This is a genomic window from Roseinatronobacter monicus, from assembly GCF_006716865.1.
Classification (GTDB): Bacteria; Pseudomonadota; Alphaproteobacteria; order Rhodobacterales; family Rhodobacteraceae; genus Roseinatronobacter; species Roseinatronobacter monicus.
This window is the reverse complement of record NZ_VFPT01000004.1, coordinates 172141-197197: the sequence shown is the minus strand read 5'-3', so window position 1 is coordinate 197197 and position 25057 is coordinate 172141. Positions and strand designations below refer to the sequence as shown.

Annotated in this window: 18 protein-coding genes and 1 pseudogene; 18 read left to right on the top strand and 1 reads right to left on the bottom strand. The window is 56.0% G+C overall.

What is annotated here, in order from left to right; translation table 11 throughout:
* Window positions 1-27: 27 nt before the first annotated feature.
* A complete protein-coding gene (locus BD293_RS20790) occupies window positions 28-576 on the bottom strand; it encodes a hypothetical protein (RefSeq protein ID WP_170207273.1) in 549 nt (182 codons plus the stop codon).
* Between the two features lie 164 nt (window positions 577-740).
* Here BD293_RS20790 and BD293_RS20785 point away from each other — a divergent pair, with 164 nt between their 5' ends.
* The 18 genes and pseudogenes from BD293_RS20785 to BD293_RS20700 all read left to right on the top strand — a co-directional run bounded on the left by BD293_RS20785 (window position 741) and on the right by BD293_RS20700 (window position 24877).
* On the top strand, window positions 741-1340 hold the full coding sequence (locus tag BD293_RS20785; protein ID WP_142085596.1) for a lysozyme family protein: 600 nt from the start codon (window positions 741-743) through the stop codon (window positions 1338-1340).
* A 439-nt stretch (window positions 1341-1779) separates the two neighbouring features.
* A pseudogene (locus tag BD293_RS20780) lies at window positions 1780-2756 on the top strand (IS5 family transposase).
* Between the two features lie 163 nt (window positions 2757-2919).
* Window positions 2920-3983, top strand: a protein-coding gene (locus BD293_RS20775; RefSeq protein WP_142079576.1) for an IS630 family transposase whose coding sequence is annotated in 2 segments (ribosomal slippage) — window positions 2920-3405 and window positions 3408-3983 — 1062 coding nt in all. Because the reading frame shifts where the segments join, the coding sequence is not laid out codon by codon here.
* Window positions 3984-4080: 97 nt separating this feature from the next.
* The gene (gene tssB, locus BD293_RS20770) at window positions 4081-4593 is read left to right on the top strand and encodes a type VI secretion system contractile sheath small subunit (protein ID WP_142085594.1); all 513 of its coding nucleotides are present in this window, start codon (window positions 4081-4083) and stop codon (window positions 4591-4593) included.
* Between the two features lie 44 nt (window positions 4594-4637).
* Window positions 4638-6113, top strand: a complete 1476-nt coding sequence (gene tssC / locus BD293_RS20765; RefSeq protein ID WP_211841100.1) for a type VI secretion system contractile sheath large subunit — start codon at window positions 4638-4640, stop codon at window positions 6111-6113.
* Window positions 6114-6123: 10 nt separating this feature from the next.
* Window positions 6124-6573 (top strand): type VI secretion system baseplate subunit TssE, encoded by a 450-nt coding sequence (gene tssE, locus BD293_RS20760; RefSeq protein ID WP_142085590.1) that lies wholly within the window; start codon window positions 6124-6126, stop codon window positions 6571-6573.
* Between the two features lie 4 nt (window positions 6574-6577).
* On the top strand, window positions 6578-8344 hold the full coding sequence (tssF, locus tag BD293_RS20755; RefSeq protein WP_170207272.1) for a type VI secretion system baseplate subunit TssF: 1767 nt from the start codon (window positions 6578-6580) through the stop codon (window positions 8342-8344).
* The gene (tssG, locus tag BD293_RS20750; protein WP_142085586.1) at window positions 8308-9336 is read left to right on the top strand and encodes a type VI secretion system baseplate subunit TssG; all 1029 of its coding nucleotides are present in this window, start codon (window positions 8308-8310) and stop codon (window positions 9334-9336) included. The genes tssF and tssG overlap by 37 nt, the downstream gene beginning before the upstream one ends.
* 10 nt (window positions 9337-9346) lie before the next feature.
* A complete protein-coding gene (tagH, locus tag BD293_RS20745; RefSeq protein WP_142085584.1) occupies window positions 9347-10720 on the top strand; it encodes a type VI secretion system-associated FHA domain protein TagH in 1374 nt (457 codons plus the stop codon).
* Window positions 10717-11241, top strand: a complete 525-nt coding sequence (gene tssJ / locus BD293_RS20740; RefSeq protein ID WP_142085582.1) for a type VI secretion system lipoprotein TssJ — start codon at window positions 10717-10719, stop codon at window positions 11239-11241. The genes tagH and tssJ overlap by 4 nt, the downstream gene beginning before the upstream one ends.
* Before the next feature lie 5 nt (window positions 11242-11246).
* Window positions 11247-12587: a type VI secretion system baseplate subunit TssK gene (gene tssK / locus BD293_RS20735; protein WP_170207271.1), complete on the top strand. Its 1341-nt coding sequence runs from the start codon at window positions 11247-11249 to the stop codon at window positions 12585-12587.
* Between the two features lie 12 nt (window positions 12588-12599).
* Window positions 12600-13469, top strand: coding sequence for a type IVB secretion system protein IcmH/DotU (gene icmH / locus BD293_RS20730; RefSeq protein WP_142085578.1), 870 nt, complete (start codon window positions 12600-12602; stop codon window positions 13467-13469).
* The gene (tssH, locus tag BD293_RS20725; protein ID WP_142085576.1) at window positions 13469-16216 is read left to right on the top strand and encodes a type VI secretion system ATPase TssH; all 2748 of its coding nucleotides are present in this window, start codon (window positions 13469-13471) and stop codon (window positions 16214-16216) included. Before icmH ends, tssH begins: the two co-directional genes overlap by 1 nt.
* A 3-nt stretch (window positions 16217-16219) precedes the next feature.
* A complete protein-coding gene (locus BD293_RS20720; protein ID WP_246086431.1) occupies window positions 16220-17770 on the top strand; it encodes a sigma-54-dependent transcriptional regulator in 1551 nt (516 codons plus the stop codon).
* Between the two features lie 68 nt (window positions 17771-17838).
* The gene (locus BD293_RS20715) at window positions 17839-18519 is read left to right on the top strand and encodes a type VI secretion system-associated protein TagO (RefSeq protein WP_170207270.1); all 681 of its coding nucleotides are present in this window, start codon (window positions 17839-17841) and stop codon (window positions 18517-18519) included.
* A 1-nt stretch (window position 18520) separates the two neighbouring features.
* The gene (gene tssM / locus BD293_RS20710) at window positions 18521-22132 is read left to right on the top strand and encodes a type VI secretion system membrane subunit TssM (protein ID WP_142085570.1); all 3612 of its coding nucleotides are present in this window, start codon (window positions 18521-18523) and stop codon (window positions 22130-22132) included.
* Window positions 22129-23526, top strand: coding sequence for a WD40 repeat domain-containing protein (locus BD293_RS20705; protein ID WP_142085568.1), 1398 nt, complete (start codon window positions 22129-22131; stop codon window positions 23524-23526). Before tssM ends, BD293_RS20705 begins: the two co-directional genes overlap by 4 nt.
* An 82-nt stretch (window positions 23527-23608) precedes the next feature.
* On the top strand, window positions 23609-24877 hold the full coding sequence (locus tag BD293_RS20700; RefSeq protein WP_170207268.1) for a type VI secretion system domain-containing protein: 1269 nt from the start codon (window positions 23609-23611) through the stop codon (window positions 24875-24877).
* Window positions 24878-25057: the final 180 nt, after the last annotated feature.

Sequence of the window (25057 nt, the reverse complement as noted above, 5' to 3'; positions counted from 1 at the left end):
CTCATTTACACGAAGACGCTGTCCAAATCAGCGCAGGGTTACGGTATATTCGACGCTGAATTCCTCGGCAGGCGGCAGTTCCGGCAGTGTCAGCCGCAGCGCGCGCAAGTCATCGAGATCGGCATTCATGACAGTTTCGCCCTCAATTTCGACGAAAATGGGGCTAAAGCTCGTTAATTCTTCGGAACCGGCCCATTCCACGACCAGCCCCTCGGGGCCGATGAAGCTGTCGGGGTCCAGCAGCAATTCGGCGGCGACCTGCACGCCAAGCTGCAGGTTCACCGCGGGTTCTGCGGTCGGGTTGTCGACCGTGATGACATAAAGCACCTGATCACCGGGGGTGACGACACTGTCATCGAGCGCGATGCGCTGCATGACGGGCGCGCCCGCTTCATCCAGCACCAGCGCGCCGGTTTCGGTGCGTTCCGGTTCCAGTGTGAAGCCTGCAAGCGCGACCTGCACAGTTTCGGGGGTGTCAGGCTGGTCCTGCGCGGCCAGCGCCAGAGGAAACAGGCCTGCGGCCACAAGGATGGGGACCGACCATTTCTGACCGGAGGACAGGAAAGTGAGTGGCATAAACGCCTCCATAAGCACGTCGCCGCCAAAGCGGGGACAAGCACGGTCAATTCTGTCGGAGGCCTGCTCAAGCCTCTTATATTTTTTAGCCAAAAAAAAGATTATAATTTAATCTCTTTCGAGACTATAGTTGAAAAACCATAACGATCAGACTGGAGTTTCATGTGACAAATTGGCTACAGTATGCAGGCAGCACCCTGACGGGGCTGCTTGCGCTCTGCCTTGCGCTGATGCCGCCGTTTCCAGCCCATGCGCGCGATGGGCAGACCAGTTTCGCGGCCAATGATGTCGAATTCCTGAACCTGATGGGCAATCTGGAAGGACCGCGCGGTTTCGGCACGATTTCGGATTTCGCCCCTGCCCTGCCGGATCGCCCGCTGACCGAAATGACGCTGGCCGAAGTGCTGGACTATCAGCGCGAGATCCGTGCGCTTGGTACGATCTCCTCTGCCGTGGGGCGCTATCAGTTCATCTATCTGACATTGCGCGATCTGGTCGAGACCCACGGGATTTCGGACAGTCTGGTCTTTGATGGCGAGGTGCAGACCTATCTGGCGCGCTTCCTGATGCATCAATGCGGTTTTTTCGACCACGCGACACCCAATGTGCAACTGGCCAATTGCCTGGCAGGAGTCTGGGCTGCGTTGCCGCTGGTCAGCGGGCCAGAGCGCGGGCAATCCGCCTATGCGGCCGATGGGGTTAACAAGGCCTTCACCACGCCTGAAACCGTGCTCGATGTTCTGGGCCGTCGGTTCGAATGGTGACGGCAGCTCAAAGTGGCGCCAGCAGTAACCCTGCGCAACGAGGCGAATGAACCAGCCCCTTGGCCTGCACCAAGTACGTCAAGAGCAATGTCCTCGACTCGCCGCGCTTCCAGATTCGATTCCTTGCTTCTTATGCCCGTCCATGGGGCATAGCGACCGGCCGCTTCTTCTAAATGAAGCGGCGCAGCAATTTGTTCCCCTAACATCAACGTCGACCACTCGCTTCATGGCGCATCCCGTGTGACCATCCACAATGAGGCTGGTGTTGTCACATGCAGCGCAATTCCTGAGCGACCGCTTTGATGAACGACTATGTAGAAGGCCGACCGGCGGCTTAGGGCCGGGTGTGTCGATGGTCGACCTCGAAGAGTCGGCGGGCCATGCTGCACCGCCGCAGGGCGGCTTCGAGGCCGTTTCCCTGATCGATTGGATAGCGTTGATGCCGCATAAATTCAATGCTGGCCGCCGGCACAAGTTCGCGAAGAAGCGGTACCGCATTACGAACTGGGCTGGCTATAACGAAAGCCTGCGTCGGCGGGGCGATGTAACAATTTGGCTAAGCCCCGAGGTTGAAGCTGCATGGCGTGCAGAGCGCCGCAAGACACGGGGTGGCCAGCCAGTTCATTCTGACCTGTCTATTGGACCTGCCTGACACTTGGCATCGTTTACAACCAGCCGCTGCGCCAGACCGAAGGGTTTGTAGGCAGCCTTGTGAAGCTGATGGGGCTGGATTTGCTGGTGCCCGACTACTCGACCCTGTCACGTCGCGGGGCCGGTTTGATCTTGCCAATGAAAGCGCGCGCGTCGACGGATGGCCCTATCCACTTGGTGGTAGATAGCACGGGCCTGAAGATCTTTGGCGAAGGCGAGTGGCTGGAAAACAAGCACAAAACAAAGGCCAAACGCAAATCCTGGCGCAAGCTGCATCTTGGGCTGGACCTTGTCACCGGCGAAATTGCCTGCTCTGAACTGACCACCGATGATGTGGGTGATCCCACCGCCTTGCCAGAGCTTCTGGATCAGATTGACGGGGACGTGACACGCTTCATCGCCGACGGCGCCTATGACGGCGACCCGACCAGCGACTTGCTCGTGAAGCTGTTTGGGGTTGATGTCGAGATCACTATTCCGCCTCCCAAGACTGCGGTTCTCAGCGCCGAGGCTGTGGGCAATCCAACGCTGCGCGACCAGCGCATTGCCGCAATACGCACAGGCGGGCGTATGGCCTGGCAGGTGAGCAGCGGATACAATCAGCGCAGCCGCGGTGAAACACAAATGGGGCGCTGGAAAATGGTCATCGGCCCCAAACTGAAAGCGCGCAGCTTTCCCAACCAGAAAACCGAAGCCAAGATCGGCACCCACATTCTGAACAAGATGACCGAACTTGGCCGTGCCAAGTTCGAGGTCGTCTCTTGACCAAATGAGCGGGTAAGGGCAAACTCAAACCATCGTAGGTCCGTGCAACAACGCCCGCTTTATACCAAGTCTCGCGAAATCTGACTCTTCTGAGGGTTTTGGGATTCCCAAATCTATGAAGATCTGACTCAATGGCGTCAGATTTTCTGGGGAGGGCCTCTCTATGGGCGCAGCGCTCGCGTTACGGACAGACTACGACGGCATGAAGTTGAGAGAACTTGCGCGAAAGACAAAGGATGCCAACCAAGCCCGCAGGCTTTTGGCGCTGGCGGAGATCTATGATGGCGGTCGGCGCAGCGATGCTGCTCGGATTGGTGGTGTTGGCCTACAAATTGTCCGTGACTGGGTGGAGCGGTTTAATGCCCGCGGGCCTGACGGCTTGATCAACGGCAAAGCTCCTGGTCAGCAGTCTAAGCTTAACGATGAGCAGCGCAGGGCGCTTGCTGCAATTGTTGAGAGCGGTCCGACCTTATCGGTCCATGGGGTCGTCCGCTGGCGCCTGAGTGATCTGAGGAAATGGATTGCAGACACATTTGGGATTTCACTTCACGAGACGTCGATAAGCCGGGAACTCAGGGCGCTTGGTTATGTCAAACTCACAGCACGCCCGCGCCATCACGCGCAAGATACAGCCGCACTGGAGGACTTTAAAAAAAAGGGTTTGCAGCCGCAGTAGCAAAGCTCCGCGCACGGCTCCTGCAAGGCACTGTGATCGAAGTCTGGTTCCAAGATGAAGCGCGTGTCGGCCAGAAAAACAAGATCACGCGCCGATGGGCGAAGCGCGGTACGCGACCTTCCGCCCCACATGATCAGCGCACGAGTTCAAGCTACATCTTTGGAGCGATTTGCCCAGCCCTCGGGAAAGCTGCAGGTCTTGTGCTGCCAGCGTGCAATACCGAAGCGATGGCCCTGCATCTTGCTGAAATCTCCCAAACTGTCGCACCCAAAGCACATGGGGCTGTGCTCGTGGATCAAGCCGCATGGCACATGACTGACAAGCTGGTCATTCCGGACAACATCACCATCATCCCGATCCCCGCAAAATGCCCAGAACTCAATCCAGTCGAAAACATCTGGCAATTCATGCGAGACAACTGGCTATCAAACCTCATCTTCGAAACCTATGAAGACATCGTAGATCATTGCTGCAAGGCTTGGAACAAATTGGTCAGCATGCCCGACACAATCACCTCCATTGGAACCCGCGACTGGGCTCAAGAGTTCTGATCAATGCTGATTGGTATTAACCCTTCGAAGAGCCTTGACTAATTTGCCAAGGTGGCTATCGATGTTCAACTGAAGATTGAGTAAAGGAAGAATTTTCATGTCTAAGACAGGGTCAGTCGCCCCAAAAGAGCGAATCAATGTCAAATTTGTGCCTGCGACTGGCGGCCAGCAAGCCGAAGTCGAACTCCCGTTGAAAATGGTTGTTTTGGGGGATTTTTCTGGTCGCCCGGATGATTCGCCAGTAGAAACACGGCGAGCCGTAGAAATTGATAAAAATACCTTTGGCAGCGTGATGCGTGAAATGGGTCTGGAGCGCAGCTTTGAGGTGAAAAATGTATTAGCCGAAGATGACCCAGATGCAACGCTGCGCGCTTTGCTGAAATTTGATACGCTTCAGGATTTTTCGCCCGACTCGATTGCGCAGCAGGTGCCGGAACTTCGCAAGCTTGTTGAGCTTCGTGAGGCGTTGACCGCTTTGAAGGGGCCGCTGGGAAATATGCCGTCTTTCCGCAAGGCGTTGGAAGAGCTTGTGGACGATCCCGTGCGACGGCAAGAATTGCTGAAGGAAGTCGGTGAAATCCGCGATGCAAAAGATGGCCAGGACGAATAGGGATCTGGTATTTATGTGTAACCTGTTGATATAAGGATATGAAAGTGGACACCAAGACGTTTGTGGGTGCAGAAGAGATTGTGGCTGAGCATTCGCTGCTCGATCAGATTATGGCGAAATCCAACCTCAAGCCTGCCGATGACGGGTATGACGTAGCCCGCAAGGGTGTGCAGGCATTTATCGCGGAGATACTTGAGGACAACGTCACAGGGGAACCAGTTAACAAGGCCCGCGTAGACAGAATGATTGCGGAGCTTGACAGTAAAATCTCGGAGCAAATGGACGAAATTTTGCATGCGCCGGAGCTTCAGGAACTCGAGGCAACTTGGCGCGGCTTGAAACTTCTTGTGGATCGGACTGATTTTCGTGAGAATATCAAAATCGAGCTGATATCTGCGAGCAAGGAAGAGGTGCTTGAGGACTTCGAGCTTTCGCCGGAAGTACCCCAATCCGGTCTTTACAAGCATGTTTATGCTGCTGGCTATGGGCAATTCGGAGGCCAGCCAGTTGGAGCGATGATTGGGCTTTATCAGTTCAACGCATCTTCGCCGGATCTTAAGTTGCTACAATACTGTGCCGCGGTCGGTGCAATGGCACATGCGCCTTTTATTTCGTCGGCGAGCCCGCAATTTTACGGCGTAGAGAGCTTCCCGCAACTAGCAGAAATTAAAGAACTTTCGGCGATTTTTGAAGGTCCCAAATATGCGAAATGGCGGTCCCTGCGCGAGTCTGAGGACGCCCGCTATGTTGGACTGACAGCGCCGCGTTTCCTGCTACGCAACCCTTATGATCCTATCGAAAATCCTAGCCGAAGCTTTGTTTATCGAGAAAGTGTTGAAAGCGATCACGAACACTATCTTTGGGGCAATACAGCCTTGTTAATGGCTGAGCGCATTAACGACAGCTTCGCCAAGTACCGCTGGTGCCCTAATATTATTGGCCCTCAATCGGGTGGTGCGGTCCATGACCTTCCGGTTCATGTCTATGAGTCGATGGGGCAATTGGAGCAAAAGATTCCAACCGAAGTTTTGGTCACGGATCGGCGCGAGTTCGAGATGGCTGAAGAAGGGTTCATTACGCTTACGATGCGAAAGGGATCAGATAACGCGGCCTTTTTCTCAGCGAATTCGGTCCAGAAGCCAAAGCGATTCCCCAATACGAAGGAAGGAAAAGACGCTGAGACTAACTACAAGCTTGGCACTCAGCTTCCTTATATGTTCATCATCAACCGCTTGGCGCATTATATCAAAGTGCTTCAGCGCGAGCAGATTGGTTCCTGGAAGGAACGAAACGATTTGGAACGAGAGTTGAACGCTTGGATTTCGCAATACGTGGCCGATCAGGAGAACCCGCCGTCGGATGTTCGTTCGCGCCGTCCGCTGCGGGCCGCCAAAATTGAAGTGTCTGATGTTGAGGGTGATCCTGGCTGGTATCGCGTCTCGATGGCCGTACGGCCGCATTTCAAATATATGGGTGCCAATTTTGAGCTCTCGCTTGTAGGCCGACTAGACAAAGAATAGGGAGGCTTGAATGACGGCTGGTCTTGGAGGACAGCCAGTCAGAAGCAGGAGCCAGCCCAGATCTTTATTGGAGCGCCTCAGGGCTGATGACCTGAAAGTGCCCTTGAGAAGCCAAGATGCGATTTCGGATCGAATAACTTCGATCGAATCCAACTTGTTGCGGGTTCTAAATGGCCGTGCGGGAGAAAGCGCAAGCACTCCCGGCTTCGGACTGATTGACATGAATGATGCGGCGGTAGGCTCGAGGGATCTGCTTGCAGCCATTTCACGTGATATCAGCCGCGCCATCGCCGAAGGCGAAGCGCGGGTATTTGATGTAGAAGTCATTTTTGATCGCGCCGACAACCGCGGGATGGAGCTATTGTTCTCCATTCAAGCCAAGACACTGATCTCACATCGCAATGAACAGATCAGCATTGATCTTGTGATCAGGGAGGGGCGGCATTTCGCCGCTCGATGATAAGTTGAGCCTATCGCGCTATTTTCAAGACGAACTCGATCATCTGCGTCGTTCAGGCGATGCTTTCGCGCAGCGCTTCCCTGGGCTGACCAAGTATCTGTCGTCGCGGGCCACCGACCCGGATGTGGAGCGGATGATGGAAGGCTTTGCCTTTCTGACGGCACGACTGCGTGAGAAGATCGACGATCAACTGCCAGAGGTAACACAATCGCTGCTAATGCTGCTCTGGCCGAATTTCCTTCGGCCGGTGCCTTCGATGTGCATAATGCAGCTTGATCCGATCCCAGGTGCAATTTCCGAAGTCCAGACGGTCCCTGCCGGCGCAGAGGTGCATAGTATTCCAGTTGATGGAACCGTTTGTCGCTTTCGAACAGCTTGCCGCGCAGAGATTGTGCCAATGGCCGTTGAGATGGTGCGCCATGATGTTTCAAGGGCGGCTTCTGTGGTCACGCTTCGGCTGCGGACGCTGGACGAACAGCCGGTGACGGATCTGAACCTGCGCGTGCTGCGACTCTTTCTAGGTGGTGCCTCATATTCAGCGCAGACGCTGAACCTATGGATGCACCGCTATATGCGCAAAGCAACAATGGGCACAGAGGGCTTCATGTTAGGTCTTGATGCTGAAGCAATTCGCCCGGTCGGAATTGACCGCGATGATGCCGTTCTACCTTATCCTGACAACGCGTTCATGGGCTATCGATTGCTTCAGGAATTCTACACGATACCCGAGAAATTTTCCTTTTTCGACATTGATGTTCCCAGTCTACGCTTTCTTCCCGCGCGGACAAAGGAGCTGACCTTTGTTTTTGAATTCGAACGCCCCCTGCCTCCGGATGTTCGGATAGAGGCGTCGAGTTTTCAATTGAATTGTACCCCAGCGATTAATCTTTTCAAGCACAGTTCAGAACCGATCCGACTGGATGGAAGACGTACTGAATATGCGCTTTTGCCGGCGCGCATCGAAGGTTCGGAACTCGAGATATTTGAGATCGAAGAAGTAAATGGCTGGTTACCCGCACCCGATGGACGATCAAACGGCATTTCACGGACTTATGCGCGATTCGAAAGCTTTTCGCATGAGATGGAACGCGCCGATGACCGCCACGCCGTCTATTTCCGTGAAAAGGTTTCGCAGGGTTTTGCAGGCGCGGACCTGACCCGAACGCTCAGCTTCATACGTGAGGATGAGGCGCTGGAAAACCGAACAGATGAGACCATTTCAGTGTCGCTGGAATGTACCAACGGAGTTGCGCCAACCCATCTAGGCATCGGTGATCTGAACCGGCCGATGCGCAACCTGCCCTCTTTCGTGACACCACGCAATCTGACCCGTCCTTCGCCACCTTGCTACCCGCTGGTGGATGGGTCGTTGCAATGGCAGCTGATTTCTGCGCTGTCGCTCAACTACCTGTCGCTGCAGGACGCGCCCGCATTACGCAACATTCTAATGGCTTTTGACTTCCCCGCGCGTACCAATATGCAGCGCGAACGTGGCGCCAAGCTACGGTTGGAGGGCATTGAAACCATCGCTTCGGAGCGAGTGGACCGGCTCTTCAAGGGTTTGCCTGTGCGGGGCATGCGCACCCATATAGGCATGCGCGAAAGCCACTTCGAAAGCGAAGGCGAGATGTTTCTGTTCGCGTCAGTGCTTGCCGAGTTTTTCGCACTTTACGCCACTGTGAACTCATTTCACGAGCTACTTGTTCAAGGCGTTGAAAGAGGGGAGGTATATCGATGGCAACCCCGCATCGGCAACCAACCACTGCTCTAGTTGAGAGCCTCCTCCAAGACGGGCATTCATACGCCTTTTTTCGAGTGGTCGAAATTTTGCTACGTGATCTTGGTCACGATGTTGAGGAGCGCGCGCTCGAAAAACAAGCGCCCAAAGGGCTCAGATTTCGGGTTGCGCCGCATCTGGGGTTTCCTGCCGGGGATGTCGTCTCTGTCATATGCGAGAGCGATGAAGATAAAGATGACGAAGACGCCTGCTATAATGTCTTTGTCACCTTTCTGGGGCTTCACGGCACATCCTCTCCGCTGCCATCTCATTTTTTAGAAACTGCCGCGTGGAGCAGCACAGAAGAAGGTGTGCAAACGGCTTTCAACGATTTCTTCTCAGACAGGCTAATCTGGCTATTTTATTTGATTTGGCGGAAATACCGATACTACATTCGCTATTCCCCTGACGCGACTGATCAGTTCTCGGGATGGATGTTCTCGCTAATCGGAATTGGAAGCAGTGATGCGCGCCAGCGTGGTTCTGTACCATGGTCAAGGCTTTTGACGTATTTGGGCGTAATTGCTGCACGCACTCGTTCGGCGCCTATGATTGCGGGTGTCATAGCCCATGCCTTCGGTCTAAAAGCGGTCTCGATACGCGAGCTTGAGATGCGAACCGTCATGATCCCTGAAAGCCAGCTCTGCAGCGGCGGCATCATGAACTGCACGCTTGGCGAGGATATGAGCATCGGTGATCGGATCGCAGATGTCTCGGCCAAATTCACCATCGTGGTGCGCGATCTGGATTTTAAGCGCTGCCGCGATTTCTTGCCATCGGGAAACGATTTCGAACGTCTGCGTGAATTGGTGGATTTTTTGCTCAAGGACCAGATGGCCTACGACATTGAAATGCATTTATCCGAGCGGGAAACGCCCGAATTCGAACTGGGTCACATTGACCGTGGTCGATTGGGGTGGACGACGTTTTTGGGGAGCTCCGGTCAGCAGGGTCGAACCCCGATCGTGCTTTCGGCCAGAACATGAGGGACAGAACATGAGGATCAGACTTCGGGTCGAGAATGTGACCGCTGTAGCGCCCGGGCGCAAACTTGAAGCCACTCTGAGCCAAGGCGGCGGTACTATCGGGTCCGACCCTGCGGCGGATTGGTCAATTCAGGATTCGGATGGGTCGCTGCCACTACGCGTGGTGACGATCAATGTTGTGGATGATCAATTCACGCTGGAGGCTCTTGAACCAGAGCTCGTGCGGATCAATGGTGCGCGTGCGCCGATAGAGGTCAATCGTCCTGTCATCCTGCGCGACAATGACAAGATGAACCTGGGCGGCCTTCAGGTCACGATCCGCCTCGCAACCGTGACTGCCATCGAGGACACGCCCGAGCTGGAAAGCCTTGTTTCAGAAGAAAGTGAAACCCGGGACACGCTCGTTGTGGACGGGGTCAGTCAGACGGCAAGCGAGGGGTTGGATTCTGCGCCAGCGCCAGCCGCAGACCCTCTCCACTCGCTGGACAAAACGATGACGCCAGAGCACCGCAAAAATCAGCAGACTGATCCACTCGCTGTACTCGATGAATTGGCTTCTTATGCGGATCAGAAGCTACATCATAAGCGCTCTGTCAGCCCTTCTACCCAGCAATCAGATAGTCGAAGCGAGGTAAATTCCGCCGTGACCCTTCCCCGGATTTCGAAAGACAGCTACGGATTTGAAGTAGCTCCAGACGCCGAAGCCGCAAGCATGAATGCATTCGACCATGATGACCTGCCTGTCGATCATATTGCTCTGCGCCCGCTCTCACGCGCTCTCGGCCTGTCAGTAGCTGAAGTTGATGCGCTCGAAAGCACCGAGATGCTTGCGGAAATCGGGGCCTCGCTACGCGCCGCTGTCGAGGGACTGACGCGGATTTATGCGCGCCATCAACCCGGAAATTCCGTGCGCTTTCCGCTGACCACAATGCATCTGCATGCCATCGAGGATAATCCCCTGCGCTTCTCGCGCAGCAGCCAGGAGGCGATGGAAAGCCTTTTCATCCGGCGAGGCGCTGTGCACTTGTCGGCCCCTGCAGCGATTTCCGAAAGCCTCACGCATCTGTCGCAACATCAGGACGCGACCGAAGCCGCTGTGGACGAGGCACTTTCTGCGCTTTTCGCCGCATTGCAGCCCAAAGCATTGGAGCGGCGTTTCGCCGCTTACACGCGCGACGCCGGCCCGCGCCCTGGCCCCGAGCGCGATGCTTGGTGCTGGAATATGTTCAAAGCCTATACGGAAGAACTATCTTCGCAGCGCCAACGTGGACTGCAACTGCTGTTTTGGGAGGTATTTAGCTATGAATATCAGTCTCGAATGCGTCAACTCGCCCTGAAAGAAGATGATGGAGTTACCTCGAGCCCTACGGGGTTCGAAGAATGATCCGTTTCTTTCAAAGTGTTGTCCTGTGCATGTTGCTCGCGTCCTGCGGCGCACAAGAGGCCGTGCCAAAGATAGCGAAGATCATCCTGGATCCAGGCACGCCCGTTGGACCACCGTCCAAACAGCCCAGCAAGATTGCGCTGCATGCATACGCGGCCGCCGAGGTCAACAAGGGGTTTGACGAAGCGCCCTCTCCCGTCATCGTGCGGGTGTTTGCCTTGTCTTCGGATCACCGTCTTTTCGGGTTGGATTTTTTTTCCATCGCCGCTGATGCCGCCGGCGCCCTTGGTGTGACACTTCTTGACGAGCTTGACGAAAACATGCTGGCGCCCGACAGCTACAAGATTCTCGGGCCATATGAGCTGCCGGCTCGTACGCGGCATATTGGCGTGGTCGCAGAGTATATTGATATTGATACGGTCGTCTGGCGGGATTCGATAGATGTTCAGGCGGTTGGAGCAGATGACCGTCTGCTTCTATTGCTTTTGGAAGAAGAAATTCGGCTGTTAACAGAGGATTGATGAGCATGAGCGCGCGCAACAAGATTGTCTGGTCGAATGGCCTTTTCGTCAAACCGCATCATTTCCAGCAACAAACTCGCTATTTCGAGCAGCTTGTCAATCGCACAGCGTTGGGAGCCGAGCCGCATTTCTATGGCTTCACAAGTGTCGTGCTGAATGAAGATCTTTGCGCTCTGGGGAAGGTCGAGCTTCGCCAGGCCTCTGGCATCATGCCCGATGGCACAGTGTTTGATTTCCCGTCCGAGGATATACCGCCACCCATACTGGATGTATCCGAAGGCTTCATCGCCAATCAGTTGATCTATCTCTGTGTCCCCCTGAGTTCGGATGGTGGCGTCGAGGTGCAGGATGGCGGTGGCGAGGCTGCCACGACCGCACGCTATGAGATGCTCGAACATATGGCGCGCGACAATTCAGTGCAGGCGGGTGAGCTCGCTGCACTGAAGGTGGCGCGCCTGCGTCCTGTGCTCGCGCTCGAATCCAAGGATCTATCGGGCTATGTCAAGCTGTCCGTGGGACGAATCATCGAGAAGGGCGATGATGGGGCATTGAAGATTGAAGAGCATTTTGTGCCCACGATGTTGCATCTGGCCGCAGCCCCGAAATTGTTCAAGCAGCTTTACGAACTTGCTAGCGGGGTGGAAAATCGCGCCAAGGTAATCGCGCGCCGTGTTGGCAAGCCCGATCAATCGGGAATTTCGTCGGTCACGGATTTCATGCTGCTGCAATTGCTCAACCGGCTGACACCGCAATTGCGCCATTTTGCGCGTCATTCAGCATTGCATCCGCGCGCGGTGTTCGAAGCATTGATCGGGATGGTTGGCGATTTGGCGACCTTCATGACTGAAGAGCGGCTTTGCCCGGAACTACCCGCCTATAATCACGATCGCCCTGATCAATGTTGGCCGGCTGTGCTGGATCTCTTGCGGCGTCTCATTACTCGCTCTCTCGAAACCAGCGCAGACTTCATCAAGTTGGAGCCAAAGAAGCATGGCTATTTCTTGGCTCCGATTGCTGTCCCAGACCTTATAAAGGAATGTGATTTCGTGCTGGCTGTGCGCGCCGCCGTGCCGCAAGAGCGCCTGCAACGCGATTTTACTGCACAGTCCAAGGTCGCATCCATTGGACGCATCCGCGAGCTTGTGGCGAAACAATTGCCTGGCCTGCCGCTGCGGCTTTTGCCTGTAGCACCACGCCAGCTGCCCTATCATGCGGGCTATTCTTATTTCGCAGTGGATCGCAATACCCCTGAATGGCGTCAGATGGAACGTGCCGAAGGCTTTGCCTTTCATGTCGCGGGAGATTTTCCCGGGCTGGAAATGCAATTCTGGGCCATCAAACCATAAAGGAAACGACCCATGGAAAGCAAAGTGTTCCCGGGCTGGCCGCAACCTACCGCCACCGACGCTGACAAAGCGGACGATATGCGCTTGTTGGGGGATCAGCCAAATCATCCCGAATTACTTCCCGATCTGCGTCCCGGCGGCAAAGTCGCCAAGGAACGCGGCAACGATTTCGAGATTTCAACCAATGGCACCAATAAGCTTTTGGAAGCAGCGATGCCCATGCTCGGTGCGTCGATCCGCCTACGAGGCATGCGCCGCTGCGGTTCCGTAGAGGCTTTGCATGGCCAGGTGGTTATCGAAATCCAGAGCTTTGAGCGCATGATTGAAGGTGCCGGTTATGATTCTGCAACAATGATTGCCGCACGCTACATCCTCTGTGCTGTTGTCGATGAAGCCGTACTGTCGACCCATTGGGGGGCGGATAGCATGTGGTCGGAGCGTCCGCTTTTGTCAGTTTATCACAACGAGACCTGGGGCGGCGAAAAGGTCTTTGCTATTTTGGAAAGAGTGATGGCCGAAAGCCACCGCTTTTTCGACCTGATGGAACTGATTTATTACGCGATCTCTTTAGGGTTCGAAGGTAAGTATCACGTACAGCACAACGGGCAAGCCCGGCTGGATCAGTTGCTTGAGACGATCTACAAGCACATCGAAAAGCACCGTGGCGAACCACCCAAGCGGCTGACCGAACCCGAGCCTCGGATCGCATCGGTTGCCCATCTTCTGTCGTGGCGGATGCCTTTCTGGGCTTATCTCGTGATTGCTCTGTTCGCGTTGATTATTATTCATCAGGCGTTTGACATTCCGCTTGAGCGTGAGGTGGATCGCATCCGCGAGGTTCTGAAACAAACGCTGGCTACGACCAATGGGGGAGATAACTGATGCTGAGAATTTCCAAAGAACGTATCATCGAACGGCTCAACCCGCATACTCGTCAGGCCTTGCAGCGCGCGTCCGAACTGTGCATCGAAGCTTCAGGCTATGAGGTAACAGTCAGCCATTATCTGCTGGCATTGCTTGATCAACCGTCCAATGATGTGTCGCGGATGCTGAGCAATCTCAAACGCGACCCGTCTGTCTGGGCGACGAAATTGCGCCAATCACTTGAAACAATGCGCCGCGGTGCACGGGAATTGCCGCAATTCTCGCCCATGCTGTTGGAACTTTTGCAAGATGCCTTGCTGCTTACAACCGCTGATCTTGGCGAAGATGACATTCGTACAGGCGCAGTTCTGATAGCCTGCGCTCGCAATGCAGATCGATATTGCCATTTCTACATTTTTGCAGAGTTCGAGGCGATAGATCCTGCCGCTATGACTACGGGCTTTGCTGAACTGGCGCGCGGATCGGTTGAGGGGAAGTCTCCGCGAGAAACGGCAAGAAAAGCAGAAGGCCCGGCCCTGCAATCAGAAAGCGCCTTGCAGAAATTCGGCCGCAATATCACCGACGAGGCTCGTATTGGCAAGATCGACCCGGTTTTCTGCCGCGACGCTGAAATTTCGCTGATGACAGATGTTTTGTGCCGCCGTCGCAAGAATAACCCCATTCTCGTGGGCGATCCAGGCGTCGGCAAGACCGCTGTCGCCGAGGGGCTGGCGATGAAAATTATCGAAGATGATGTGCCTGAACCGTTGAAGGGCGCGGCATTATGGGAGCTAGACCTCGGCGCGCTTCAGGCAGGCGCCTCGGTCAAGGGAGAATTCGAACGACGGCTCAAAGCGGTTCTCGACGAGGTGCTGGGCAGCGCGGAAAAGATAGTCCTGTTTATCGACGAAGCGCACACGCTTATCGGGGGTGGGGGACAGGCAGGTGGATCTGATGCTGCCAATTTGCTCAAACCTGCACTGGCCCGAGGTGAACTACGCGCCATTGCGGCAACGACATGGTCGGAATACAAAAAATACTTCGAGAAGGATGCTGCCTTGGCACGGCGATTTCAAGTTATCAAACTTGACGAGCCATCCGTCACCCAAGCTGTGACGATCTTGCAAGGGCTTCGCCCCGCCTATGAGCAATTGCATGGTGTCTATATTTCGGATGCGGCTCTGCGCGCGGCGGCTGAGCTTTCGGCGCGGTATCTGACGGGTCGGCAATTGCCCGACAAGGCATTTGATGTTCTTGACACGGCATGTGTACGCGTCGCGGCAACCCTTGCGGCGACGCCGCTTGGGCTGGATGTGCTGCGCAAAAGGATCGCGATGGAAGAGCGTGCGGCTGAAAGCGCCGCGCGCGATCGTCGAGTGGCGGCCGAAGGTGCCGAAGAAGATGGCCCGGCCCGGATCGAATCCTTGGAGCGGTTGCGCGAAGAAACAGCGGCCTTAGAGTCACGGTGGGCCGAAGAAAAGACCATCGTCGCTCAAATTTTGGAAAAGCGCCGCACCGTGACCACGCTGGATGCCGCGCCCGAAGATTTGGCCATTGATGAAGACGAGGCACCGACTGGCAACGCCGCGACAGCGCCGTGCCAGCCGATGGACCCCGCCGTCACTGATCCCGAGACCCTGCGCGCAGAGATAAGAGACCTGAGCCGCGCGCTGGCGCAATTGCGGGGAAATGATCCGCCATTGGTGAATTTCGAGGTGAACGCCGCCTCTATTGGTCAGGTTGTGTCGGACTGGACGGGGGTGCCTGCCTCCAACATGTCAGATGATGACGCCGCGCGGGTTTTGCAATTGGGTGACGAACTGCGCGCCGTGGTGCGCGGGCAGGACGACGCGCTTGCAGTGATCCATGACCGGCTCAAGGCCGCAAGGCTGGATATTGTGCGCGCCAATACTCCGCGCGGGGTGTTTCTGCTGGTCGGGCCTTCGGGCGTTGGCAAGACGGAAACGGCTGAACAGGTGGCGCGGCTGCTTTATGGCGGGCGTCAGTTTCTGACAATCATCAACATGTCAGAATATCAAGAAAAACACACCGTTTCGCGCCTGATCGGCTCGCCTCCGGGATATGTCGGCTTTGGTGAGGGCGGTGTGCTGACCGAGGCGATCCGCAAGATGCCGTATTCAGTTGTTCTGCTCGACGAAGTCGAGAAGGCTCATCCTGACATCATGAACCTGTTCTATCAGGTCTTTGACAAGGGTGTGCTCAATGATGGCGAGGGGCGTGAAATCGATTGCAAGAATGCAGTGTTTTTCATGACCTCAAATCTCGGCTCAGAAGCTCTGATGCAAAACCGTGAAACGGTCGTCGGAGCATCGATGGAGGCGCTTGAAAAGGCGCTGCGCCCACACCTGGAGGGGCATTTCAAATCGGCATTGTTGGCACGCATGCGTATCTTGTGCTTCAAACCGCTCGATCACGAAACGATACGTGCCATAATCAAACTGAAGTTGATTACACAAGCGGCAAGGCTGGCCGAAGTGCGCGGGATAGAACTGATCTGGGATAATGCAACCGAAGATCAGATTGCAGGTCTTTGCGCTCATGCCGAAAACGGCGCACGCATGACGGATCAAGTGATCGAGCGATGGATCCTACCCCCGATCGCCGAAGAAGCGCTGGAACGCACTATAAAGCTGGAACCGCTGGAGCGCATTGAAGTAACCGCCCGTGACGGTGGATTTGAGGTGACTTTTCTGCCGCAAATAGCTGAACGGGTGCATTCTGATATCGCCGCACAGGTGGCTTGAGTGATGCTTGCCGCCGCGCCCACTCGTGAGCTGGTGATTGCTTTGTGCCATATGCTGGGCGCAGGCCAGTGGGATGCGCGGCTATCGCGAGCATGTGCAGCGCTGCTTGAGGGGTTTGGCGCAACGCGCGTGGTACTGTTCCTGACCGATGCGACGGGTCAAGCAGTGGAACTCGCAACGGCGAAGGCAAAAGGTGACAGTCACTATGTCCATCCTGCGCAGCGCCTGGACATTGGCACGGGCCACGCTGGCAGCTGTCCGCTTTCACAAGCCGCGCAAACCGGGCGGACGATTGTCATGTCCGAATGCCCCCACGGATATGACCTGACTCGCATTTCAGGGCTGGTGCCAATGCCGCAGAGCGGGCAGTCGCTGATTATCCAGCCTTTGCGCGGAGCCGAGGATGCGCGATTGATCGGGCTCGCGTTGCTGGCCCTGCCCGGCCCTGCTGGTGCGTTGCCCGCATATCTGAGGCTGCTGTGTCAGACATTGGCCGACAGTCTGGGACGCGGGCACGCGTCGCAGCGGCAAGCCCGCGATTTGACCGAGGCCCAGCGACGACTCGCGATCCTGCGCGCAGATGGCCAGATCAACCGGCAAGCCCATGACCGGACAATCCAGCAAGTTTTCCCCGGCACATCGACCCCGACGCGTGTGCTTCGAAACAAGCTGATGCAGGCTGTCGGGCAAGGCACGCCACTTCTTCTTGTCGGAGCAGATGGTGCCGGAAAAGAACGTGCCGCGCGGCTTTTACATCGCCTGTCGCGCAATAGGATTGGTAATTTCATCCATGTGGATTGCGCGACAATGGCGGGGTATCAGTTGGTGCGCGAATTGTGCGGCTACAAGCGTGGCGCTGTTCCAGGGATTGAGGGTGCAAGGCGCGGACTTCTGCGTCAGGCAACCCAGGGCACACTTTATCTGGACCGGTTGCACGAAGCCGATACCGACGCTCAGGTATTTCTGGCGCGACTGGTTGAAACAAACATGTTCCGCCCACAAGGGAGTGAGCGTGATATGCCGTCGGAGGCGCGTCTGGTTTTTGCTGCAAGTCCAGCCCTGTTTGATGCGGTCGAAGCTGAGCGTTTTATGCCGACTCTGGCCTATGTGCTGCGGCGAACTCTGGTAAGCGTTCCGCGCCTGTCTGAACGCGCGGGCGATATTGCCGAGATTACGTCTGAACTGTTGGCTGAGCAGGATGATGGGCCATTCTCGATCTCTCCGGAAGGGCTGGCATTTCTGGCAACGGCCAGCTTTCCGGGCAATCTGCGCCAGTTGGAGACGCTTCTGGCTGAGGCAGCATCCCGCGCAGGCAAGAGTGATATGGCACTTGGTGATACCGAATTGCGCTTGGCTTATAATCTGCGCCCCACGACCGAGGATACAAGCTTGCCGAGCGCGACCGAAGGCCTGCGCATGGCTGTGCAACGCTTTGAACAAGATATTATTCGCCGTGCACTTATTCGCACGGGCGGCGACCGTCGCAAGGCCGCCGAAATCCTTCACCTTCCAAAAAGAACACTGGCGGAAAAATGTCTCAGATACGCACTTTGATTCCCATTTGCCTTTGGCTGGGGTTGGGAGGCGTCTTTGCTAGCGCTGTAGCGTTGGCAGACGAGCCGATGAAATCGGCGCGCGCCTGTTTCGAGATTACCAGCCGACTGGCGCGACTGGCTTGCTACGACAAGGCGTTGGGTCGACACCCTGAGCCCGGTGATTTGGGGGGTGTCACAGCTTTTGCAGAGCATGACGTGGTTTCACCGGCGTTTGATCCCATGCTCGAAGCGCAGGAATATCTAGCAGGAAGCCTGATGCTGGCGGGGGATGTCGGGCTGACATTATTAGACCGGCTAACCGGATCACCTTTGAATGCTCAGCACATCGACGATCTGATGGGCGACGAAGGTGCCTTGCTCGAATTGCAAAAAACCGCCGATCTTGTCACTTCGATTGCTGCCGATGCATCGCTTGGGACTGCTGCGGTTCTCTTGGTCGCCTGTCGCAGCGGCATTACCGAAATGGAACTGCATTGGCCCCACCAGATTGAGGGCCGACAAGCGAATATTTCCTTGCAAGCAGGTGATGCGCCGCCAAAAACGGCTGTCATGCGCATTATCCGCAACGGGCATGTTCTGCAATCGGCGCGTGGGCTTGAGGCAATTCATCTGATCCGCAGCATTGCTGGTGCGGCGCGTGTCCAGATTGCCCCTGCCGAAATGGGGCAATCCGCATTTTTCGATTTGTCCCAATTGCGTCCCGCGCTGGTCTATCAGGCGCGTATCTGTTTCTGGTCGGGGTTCTGAAATGAGAAGTATTGTCATGCGCGCAGTGAAAGTTTTGCGCAAATTCCTACGGCCTCTGCCCCTTGCAGTGGTTTTGTCCTTATGTCTTGCGGCGTTAATTTGGCTTTTTGGCGCGCGGATGACTGTATTTGGTATCACCCCATTCGGAAATGAGGTGCTGCGCGGTTGGCTGGCACTGTTTCTGACCACTCTTGGCGTGATGCTGCTTGTGGTCTGGTTTATCAGCCTCTGGCGTGAGTACAAGGCCGAGCGCAGTGAGCGGGAGGCGCGCCCATTGACACCTGAGCAGCTCGAAACTCGGGCCATGCGCCAGGTCTTTGAGCGCGCGACATCAGTGATGGCAGGACGATGGGAGGGAGCAGGCGATCCGATCAATGGCCTGCCCTGGTATCTAGTCATGGGCGCGCCCGGTAGTGGCAAGAGCACAATGATCACAGCATCCGAAATGCGTCGCCCGATTGATCATGAGCTTGCCGCCGCCACAGCCGATTTGCGCGGCAGCGGTTCAGGGACGATGCTTGAGTGGCACGTGGCAGGCTCTGAAGCAGTACTGCTGCAATTGTCAGGGAGTGCCTTCGTGGCCCCTGAGACGCGTAGCCCAATAGAGCGCCATGTCTGGGCGCGCTTCCTGAAGGAGCTTCAGCGCGTACGTCCGCGCCGGCCGCTGAACGGGGTCATTCTGGTAATCGATCTGGCGGAGTTTTGCGAAATGGATACGACGGCGCGCGACGCCTATGCGACGTCCATCCGCCGAATCACCGATGAGATTGTCCGCACGATCGATACCCAGATTACTGTGCATGTTGTATTTACCAAGCTTGATCTTGTGGCCGGTTTTCTGGATTTTTTCGAGGATGCAACCGCTGCTGAACGCGATGAGCTGTTGGGTTTTCACTTCGACGCCAATTTCAGCAAGCCTTGGCTTGAGGTTTTCGACGAGGCATATGTCGATTTTCTGGAGCGGATGCAGGCGCGTTTGGCGCTGCGGATGAAAAACCTCAAGGGCGTGCTCAGCCGGCAAGAAGCTTTTGCTTTTGCGCGTACTTTCGTTGGCTTGCGGAATCCGTTGCGGAGCTTATTGGCAACAGCGCTTGACCCGGATCGCTTTTCAACCACACCACTGTTTCGCGGCATCTATTTCGCAGCTCCCATTCAGGAAAACGCTCCCCGCAATATCTTCTTGCAGGCGGTTGGTGCGCGCTATGCCTTGCCCAGCCCGCTCTATTCAGTTCCACAAGGGGCGCCGCAGCCCTATTTCGCCGCCCAGGTTTTGCCCAGAGCTATCATGCCAGAAGGCGGGTTGGCAGGTACCTCACGACGCGAGGATCGGAGTTTCGCACGGTTTGCCATGGTTCTCGGCGCGGCTTGTGTCGCTGGGGTTGGTACGGTTTCATTGTTCTGGTTCGGAAAATATGGAGAAAACCTTGCTCGCGCATCGGTCCTGCTTGAGCAGGTGGAGGAGTATTCAAGCCAGAAAATGAAATCAGGTGGGCCACTTGAACTGGAAATGCTGAATACGATCCGCGATGCCACCAACGCCTTTGGCGAATATCGCGACATCAGTCGCCCTGAGGCGATCCTGACACTTTACAAGGGTCTTGAACTGGGACCGCTCGCGGATGAAAGTTATCGTCAGCTGCTGCATCAGCGCTTTATGGTCCAGCTGACCACATCGCTTGCATTCGATCTGCGCGATATTTGTCCGCGTGGCTCGGATGCCCAGCTCGAGATTCTGCGGGTCTTGCGGATGCTGGAGTCACCAGATCGACGAAATCTTGATACGATCCAAAGTTACTTCCGCAATCGCTGGCGTGACAACTATCCGCAAAACGCTGAAATGCAGGAACGGCTGAACTCGCATCTGGTCTATGCACTCCAGATCGAACCGCAAAACTATGAGATTAATCAAGAGCTTGTGCGTGCAGCGCAGGTCGATCTGGGCATGATGACGCCCTATCGGCGCTTTTATTCCTCAGTTCGCGCCTTGGCCGAAAGCCAGTTGCCCAATGCTGTGGAATTCCGTTCGGCGGTTGGAGCGACTTTTGATATTGTCTATCGCGCCGATCCTGCGCTTAGCCCAGAGCGCGAGGTTCTGACCACTGGGCCAGCCAATGATGAACAGCGAGATGAATGCGGTCGCATTGCGGAAAGGATCGTTCCCACCGATCCCTTCGAGATACCGCGCTTTTTTACACGCGAGCAGTATCATGGTTTTTTTGTTCCTCAGGCCAGGGCCATCGCGCAAGTGGCGCTGGACGATCTCTGGGTGCTTGGTGTGGGCGACACTGCAAGCTTCTCTGACGCCGACCTTGACCAGATCACCGAGAATTTACGTGAGCTGTATGTCGAAGATTATATTCGTGCTTGGCGACAGGCTCTGAACAGCATGCAAATTCGTCCTTTTTCCGATCTGCGCGAAGCGGGCGAAGTTCTGCGTGGGCTTTCGGGGGTAGACAGCCCCATCCGCCGCATAGCTGCGCTGGTGGCCGACAATACCGTCATCTACCCACCCGAAACAGTAGAGCCCGACATAACAACAGGCGGAGCTACTCAACTATCCTTTGACAGTGATCGCCGTGCCGGCCTGCGCATCAACGAGGACTTCCGCGCAATTCACCGGCTTTTGTTGGGTGAGGAAGGCACAACACAAACCGATATAGGCCAGATCGAAGCCGCGCTGACAGATCTTTATGAATACATAAAATCAGTTCGCGACGCGACGCGCCCCAATGCCAAGGCACTGGAACTTGCGATCGAGCGGGCGAATTTGCGCGGCGCAGACCCGATCTTTGTGGTGCAACGTCTGGCCGAGCGCACCCCGGCCCCGTTCAACACCCATCTGCGCGATGTGGCGCGCGAAAGCTGGGAGGTAATCATGGCGGCGGCTACTCAAGAGCTGAACCGCAAATGGAATGAAGAAATTTATGGCGAATTTCAGCGCCTTATTGCCGGCCGGTATCCGTTCGACCGCGACAGCCCCGACGACCTGCCTTTGCAGGATTTCGAAGATTTCTTTGGTCCAACTGGCAAGTTGGAGAGCTTTTTCCGGACCGAGCTCAAGACCTTTGTCGATGAGAATACCGGTATTCCGCGCATAATCGATGGCCAATTTCTACCCATGGATCCGGATTTCACGGCGAATTTGCGCCGCGCGATCAATATCACTCAAACTTTCTTCGACAATTCGGGCGAGCTATCTGTTCAATTCTCTGTGCAGCCTATTGGAATGAGCGCCAATCTCTCTCGCGCGCAACTGAATTTCGAAGGACAGTTGGTCATCTCGACCCATGGCGCTGCGCGGCCTGTGAGGATAGTCTGGCCAAATGCCTTGAGCGGAACACCCAGTTCCCGCATGGACCTGTCACCTCTGACGCGTTCGGGTGCATCGACAAGTCGACAATATGACGGGCCATGGTCCTGGCTCCGGCTTTACGATTCATCGCAAAAATCGGGGCTGGCGGATAACTCGGTCGATATCGCATTCAGCACGGCGAATGGCCAATCGGCACAATTCCGTATTCGCTCCGAGGGGCAGGTAAACCCGTTCTTCAACAGCCCGCTGAGCAGTTTTTCATTGCCCGCCTATCTGCGCAGTCCGGAGGATGGGTCGTGATCAGACATTGCATATTCGTGCCTGTACTTGCCGGGATCGCAATCGCTGCGGCGGGGTGCGGACGAGACATTCCGCAAGAGCGCCACAGTTACGTGCGCGAGGCCACTGCAGTAGAGATCGCGGCACTGCGCGAACGTCAAGATCCCTTGAACCGAAGCCAACGCCAGCGCCTTGAACAAGGCGAGCAGACCGAGATTCGGCGGGCGCTGCGCTTTGCCGAACTCGTTTCTTCTAGCGATACGGCATTTGCGGGGGTTGGCTTTGTCCCAGGCGGAGAGATGGGCTACGCAATTGCACGCGATGGTGCTGGCGGTCTTTTTCCCAGCACGCAAGCAACCCTTCCGCTTGAAGCGATTGCAACACGGCTTGACCGGGTCATTGCCGCAGGTCCGCGAGGACACACCCTCGTTGGCGTGACCAATGCAGGCACGCTGATGGCGTGGAACACAGAAAACACCAGCCAACAGGTAGTATTACGCCCGCAGCAGAGTACGTTTTCGCAGATTCGTACCTTTGACGTTCAAGCATTATCGGGAACGCACCGTATTGCTACCGCTGTCGAAGGGGGGCGGCTGGAAATATGGGACCTGAGATCGGGCGATCGCGTTGACATGACGCGCTTGACAGATGAGCAGCCTCGCCTGATTGCGCGTGGTTCAAGACCCGGCCAGGTGATTTTTGGCACCAATACAGGCGAGGTTCGTGTTTGGCGGGGTGGCTCGGGCTTTGGTTTGCTGTTCGCAACAAACGGACCAATTCTTGATCTCGAAATTGACCCGACGGGTCGGTTTGTTCTTGCCGCTGCCAAGGATGGCACAGTGCATCTGCGGCGCTGCTGCACTTCGGGGGCGCAGCAAGTTGCCGCCTTCCCCTTTGCTGCGCGCGAGGTGCTTTTTTCTCCTGATGGCAGCCAAGCTCTTGCGCTACCTGCGCGGGGCGCACCGCTGCTCATCGATACAGCAACAGGCGAAGCTCTACGGCTGGCGGTCGCAACGAGACTTCGCGGACATGATCCACAGTTCCTGGGTGCGCACGGGGGCTTTGCTATGCGATTGGGAACCAATGGTCTTGGCATCTGGACCTTGCCTGACCGCCTTGCCCCAGCACAGTTCCTCCCCAGAAGCGCCCCGGGACATGGCGTCGTTGCACATGCGATCTCTGTGAAGCATGATTTGGTGATACTCGGTACAGGCAGCAATCGCGTGGAGTACTGGTCGCTCTCACGCAGGGTGTATCTGAGCGATGCAGTGCATTCTGACGCCGGCATTTCTGAGATCCATGTCGACCCGAGCGGGAAGCGGGTGATGGTTGCCTTTGCAGACCGCAGGGTGATTGCATTTGATATCGACCCCGCCCAATCAAGTCCGATCCGGATACAGTCAAATGCGCGTTGAACGGTTATTCTTAGAAACCTGTGATTTTGGCGACCCAGACGCCATTCCCGAAGGTGCATTCTCGCGCCTGGAAGATGGGTTGATGAAACGTGGCACGCTTGCAGCCGATACAATCGACTGGAAGCAGATGCGTGCAGATGTGAAGGCCGTTCTGGATGCCTGCCTGCATTTGCAGGCATTCCGCTGTCTTGCTTTCGTCGCAGTGCAGAGCCGCTCGGATGCTGACCTGATAACAGCGATTAAGAGCCTGGGACGGGCTTTCATGCCAGAGGTCTGGCCTGGCTTGCACCCAACCGGCCCCAAGGCAAACCGCCGCCGCCAGCAATGGGCAATTGAAATCCTTGCCGCTATTCACGACGCATTGGAGCACAATTTTACCGCGCAGCGTGCCTTGGACCCAGCCCTTGTCACCGAAGCGCAGTTGCTGGCAAAGGCCGCGAAAAGCTCTGGTCATGATGTCGCGGCCCTTGAGGACCTCCTTGCGTCACTCCACACCGCCCAGAAACGCGAACGGAGTGCAAAGCCGGTCACGGTTCACGAGCAGCCTACCCTTCTGACCCGTGATCTTGATGCGCGTGGCCGTGCCGAGCTGCGGCGTGATCTGCGTGCCTTGGCCGAGCGCATCACCCGCTTCGAGCCTGACGCCGCGCTGGCCTATGAAATGCGGCGCTACGCCGCGTGGTTGGAGTTTCGCATCATCCCGCAGCTCAATGAAGCGGGTAATCTGGACCAACAGCCAATGCCCGCCAATATCGTTGATGAGTTCCGCGCCTATGCTGAACGTCCGAGCGATACCGCCTTGGCGCGATTGGAAGAGCGTTTGTATAACAGCCCTGACTGGTTCGAAGGCCATCAGCTCGCCGCCCGCATGGCCCAAAACCTGGGCTACTCGCAAGTTGACGCCGCGATCACGCAAGCGGCGCGTGATCGCCTCGCCGCGCTGCCGGAGCTTTTGACGCTTCACTGGGCCAATGGGACACCAGTTGTAGGCGAACCGTTAATGCCTTGGCTGCGACCATCGCAAGTAGAAAGCACAACCAAAGCAAGGCCTGAAGCTGGCGTTGACTCGCCCGAAAACCACGTCGCGCAAGCTGAAATTGAGCGAGAGCCTGACCTCGAGAGCAAGATAGCAATATTGGAGGATGTCTTGCCGCAGAGGAGTTTGGGTCGTGCCCGCGCTTTGGCCAAGCTGAATCTGGCAATGGAGCTCGCCAAGTCTGGTTTGCGTAATCATGCCATACTTTTGCTTGGCGAGATCGGGGAGGTATTGTCTGATCCGACCCTCGCAAGCTGGGACAGCGAGCTTGCCTCAGAAGTCGGCAAAAAGCTTAAGGAATTGGCACAAACGTGACAGGTTGTTGTGAGGCGGGGGTATGTGTGCGCCAGGCAGAGTTGTTAGAAGTGATTCGAATCACCTAGCGGTGTTCGTGCTATTCCCCCTATAGTTCAATGGCTAAACTACCGCCTTTTTGGGCTGTTTTTTGGGGTAGCATAATACCTGCGGGCGGAAATCCGCCCGGAGGGGTCAAAA

Bases quoted from the DNA above. Each gene is read 5' to 3' on its own strand.
- tssK (WP_170207271.1), top strand. From the start codon at position 11,247: ATGAGCGCGCGCAACAAGATTGTCTGGTCGAATGGCCTTTTCGTCAAA.
- tssM (WP_142085570.1), top strand. From the start codon at position 18,521: ATGAGAAGTATTGTCATGCGCGCAGTGAAAGTTTTGCGCAAATTCCTA.
- BD293_RS20790 (WP_170207273.1), bottom strand. From the start codon at position 576: ATGCCACTCACTTTCCTGTCCTCCGGTCAGAAATGGTCGGTCCCCATC.
- tssB (WP_142085594.1), top strand. From the start codon at position 4,081: ATGTCTAAGACAGGGTCAGTCGCCCCAAAAGAGCGAATCAATGTCAAA.
- BD293_RS20720 (WP_246086431.1), top strand. From the start codon at position 16,220: ATGCTTGCCGCCGCGCCCACTCGTGAGCTGGTGATTGCTTTGTGCCAT.
- tssE (WP_142085590.1), top strand. From the start codon at position 6,124: ATGACGGCTGGTCTTGGAGGACAGCCAGTCAGAAGCAGGAGCCAGCCC.
- BD293_RS20700 (WP_170207268.1), top strand. From the start codon at position 23,609: ATGAAACGTGGCACGCTTGCAGCCGATACAATCGACTGGAAGCAGATG.
- tssJ (WP_142085582.1), top strand. From the start codon at position 10,717: ATGATCCGTTTCTTTCAAAGTGTTGTCCTGTGCATGTTGCTCGCGTCC.
- icmH (WP_142085578.1), top strand. From the start codon at position 12,600: ATGGAAAGCAAAGTGTTCCCGGGCTGGCCGCAACCTACCGCCACCGAC.
- tssH (WP_142085576.1), top strand. From the start codon at position 13,469: ATGCTGAGAATTTCCAAAGAACGTATCATCGAACGGCTCAACCCGCAT.
- BD293_RS20715 (WP_170207270.1), top strand. From the start codon at position 17,839: ATGAAATCGGCGCGCGCCTGTTTCGAGATTACCAGCCGACTGGCGCGA.
- tssG (WP_142085586.1), top strand. From the start codon at position 8,308: ATGGCAACCCCGCATCGGCAACCAACCACTGCTCTAGTTGAGAGCCTC.
- tagH (WP_142085584.1), top strand. From the start codon at position 9,347: ATGAGGATCAGACTTCGGGTCGAGAATGTGACCGCTGTAGCGCCCGGG.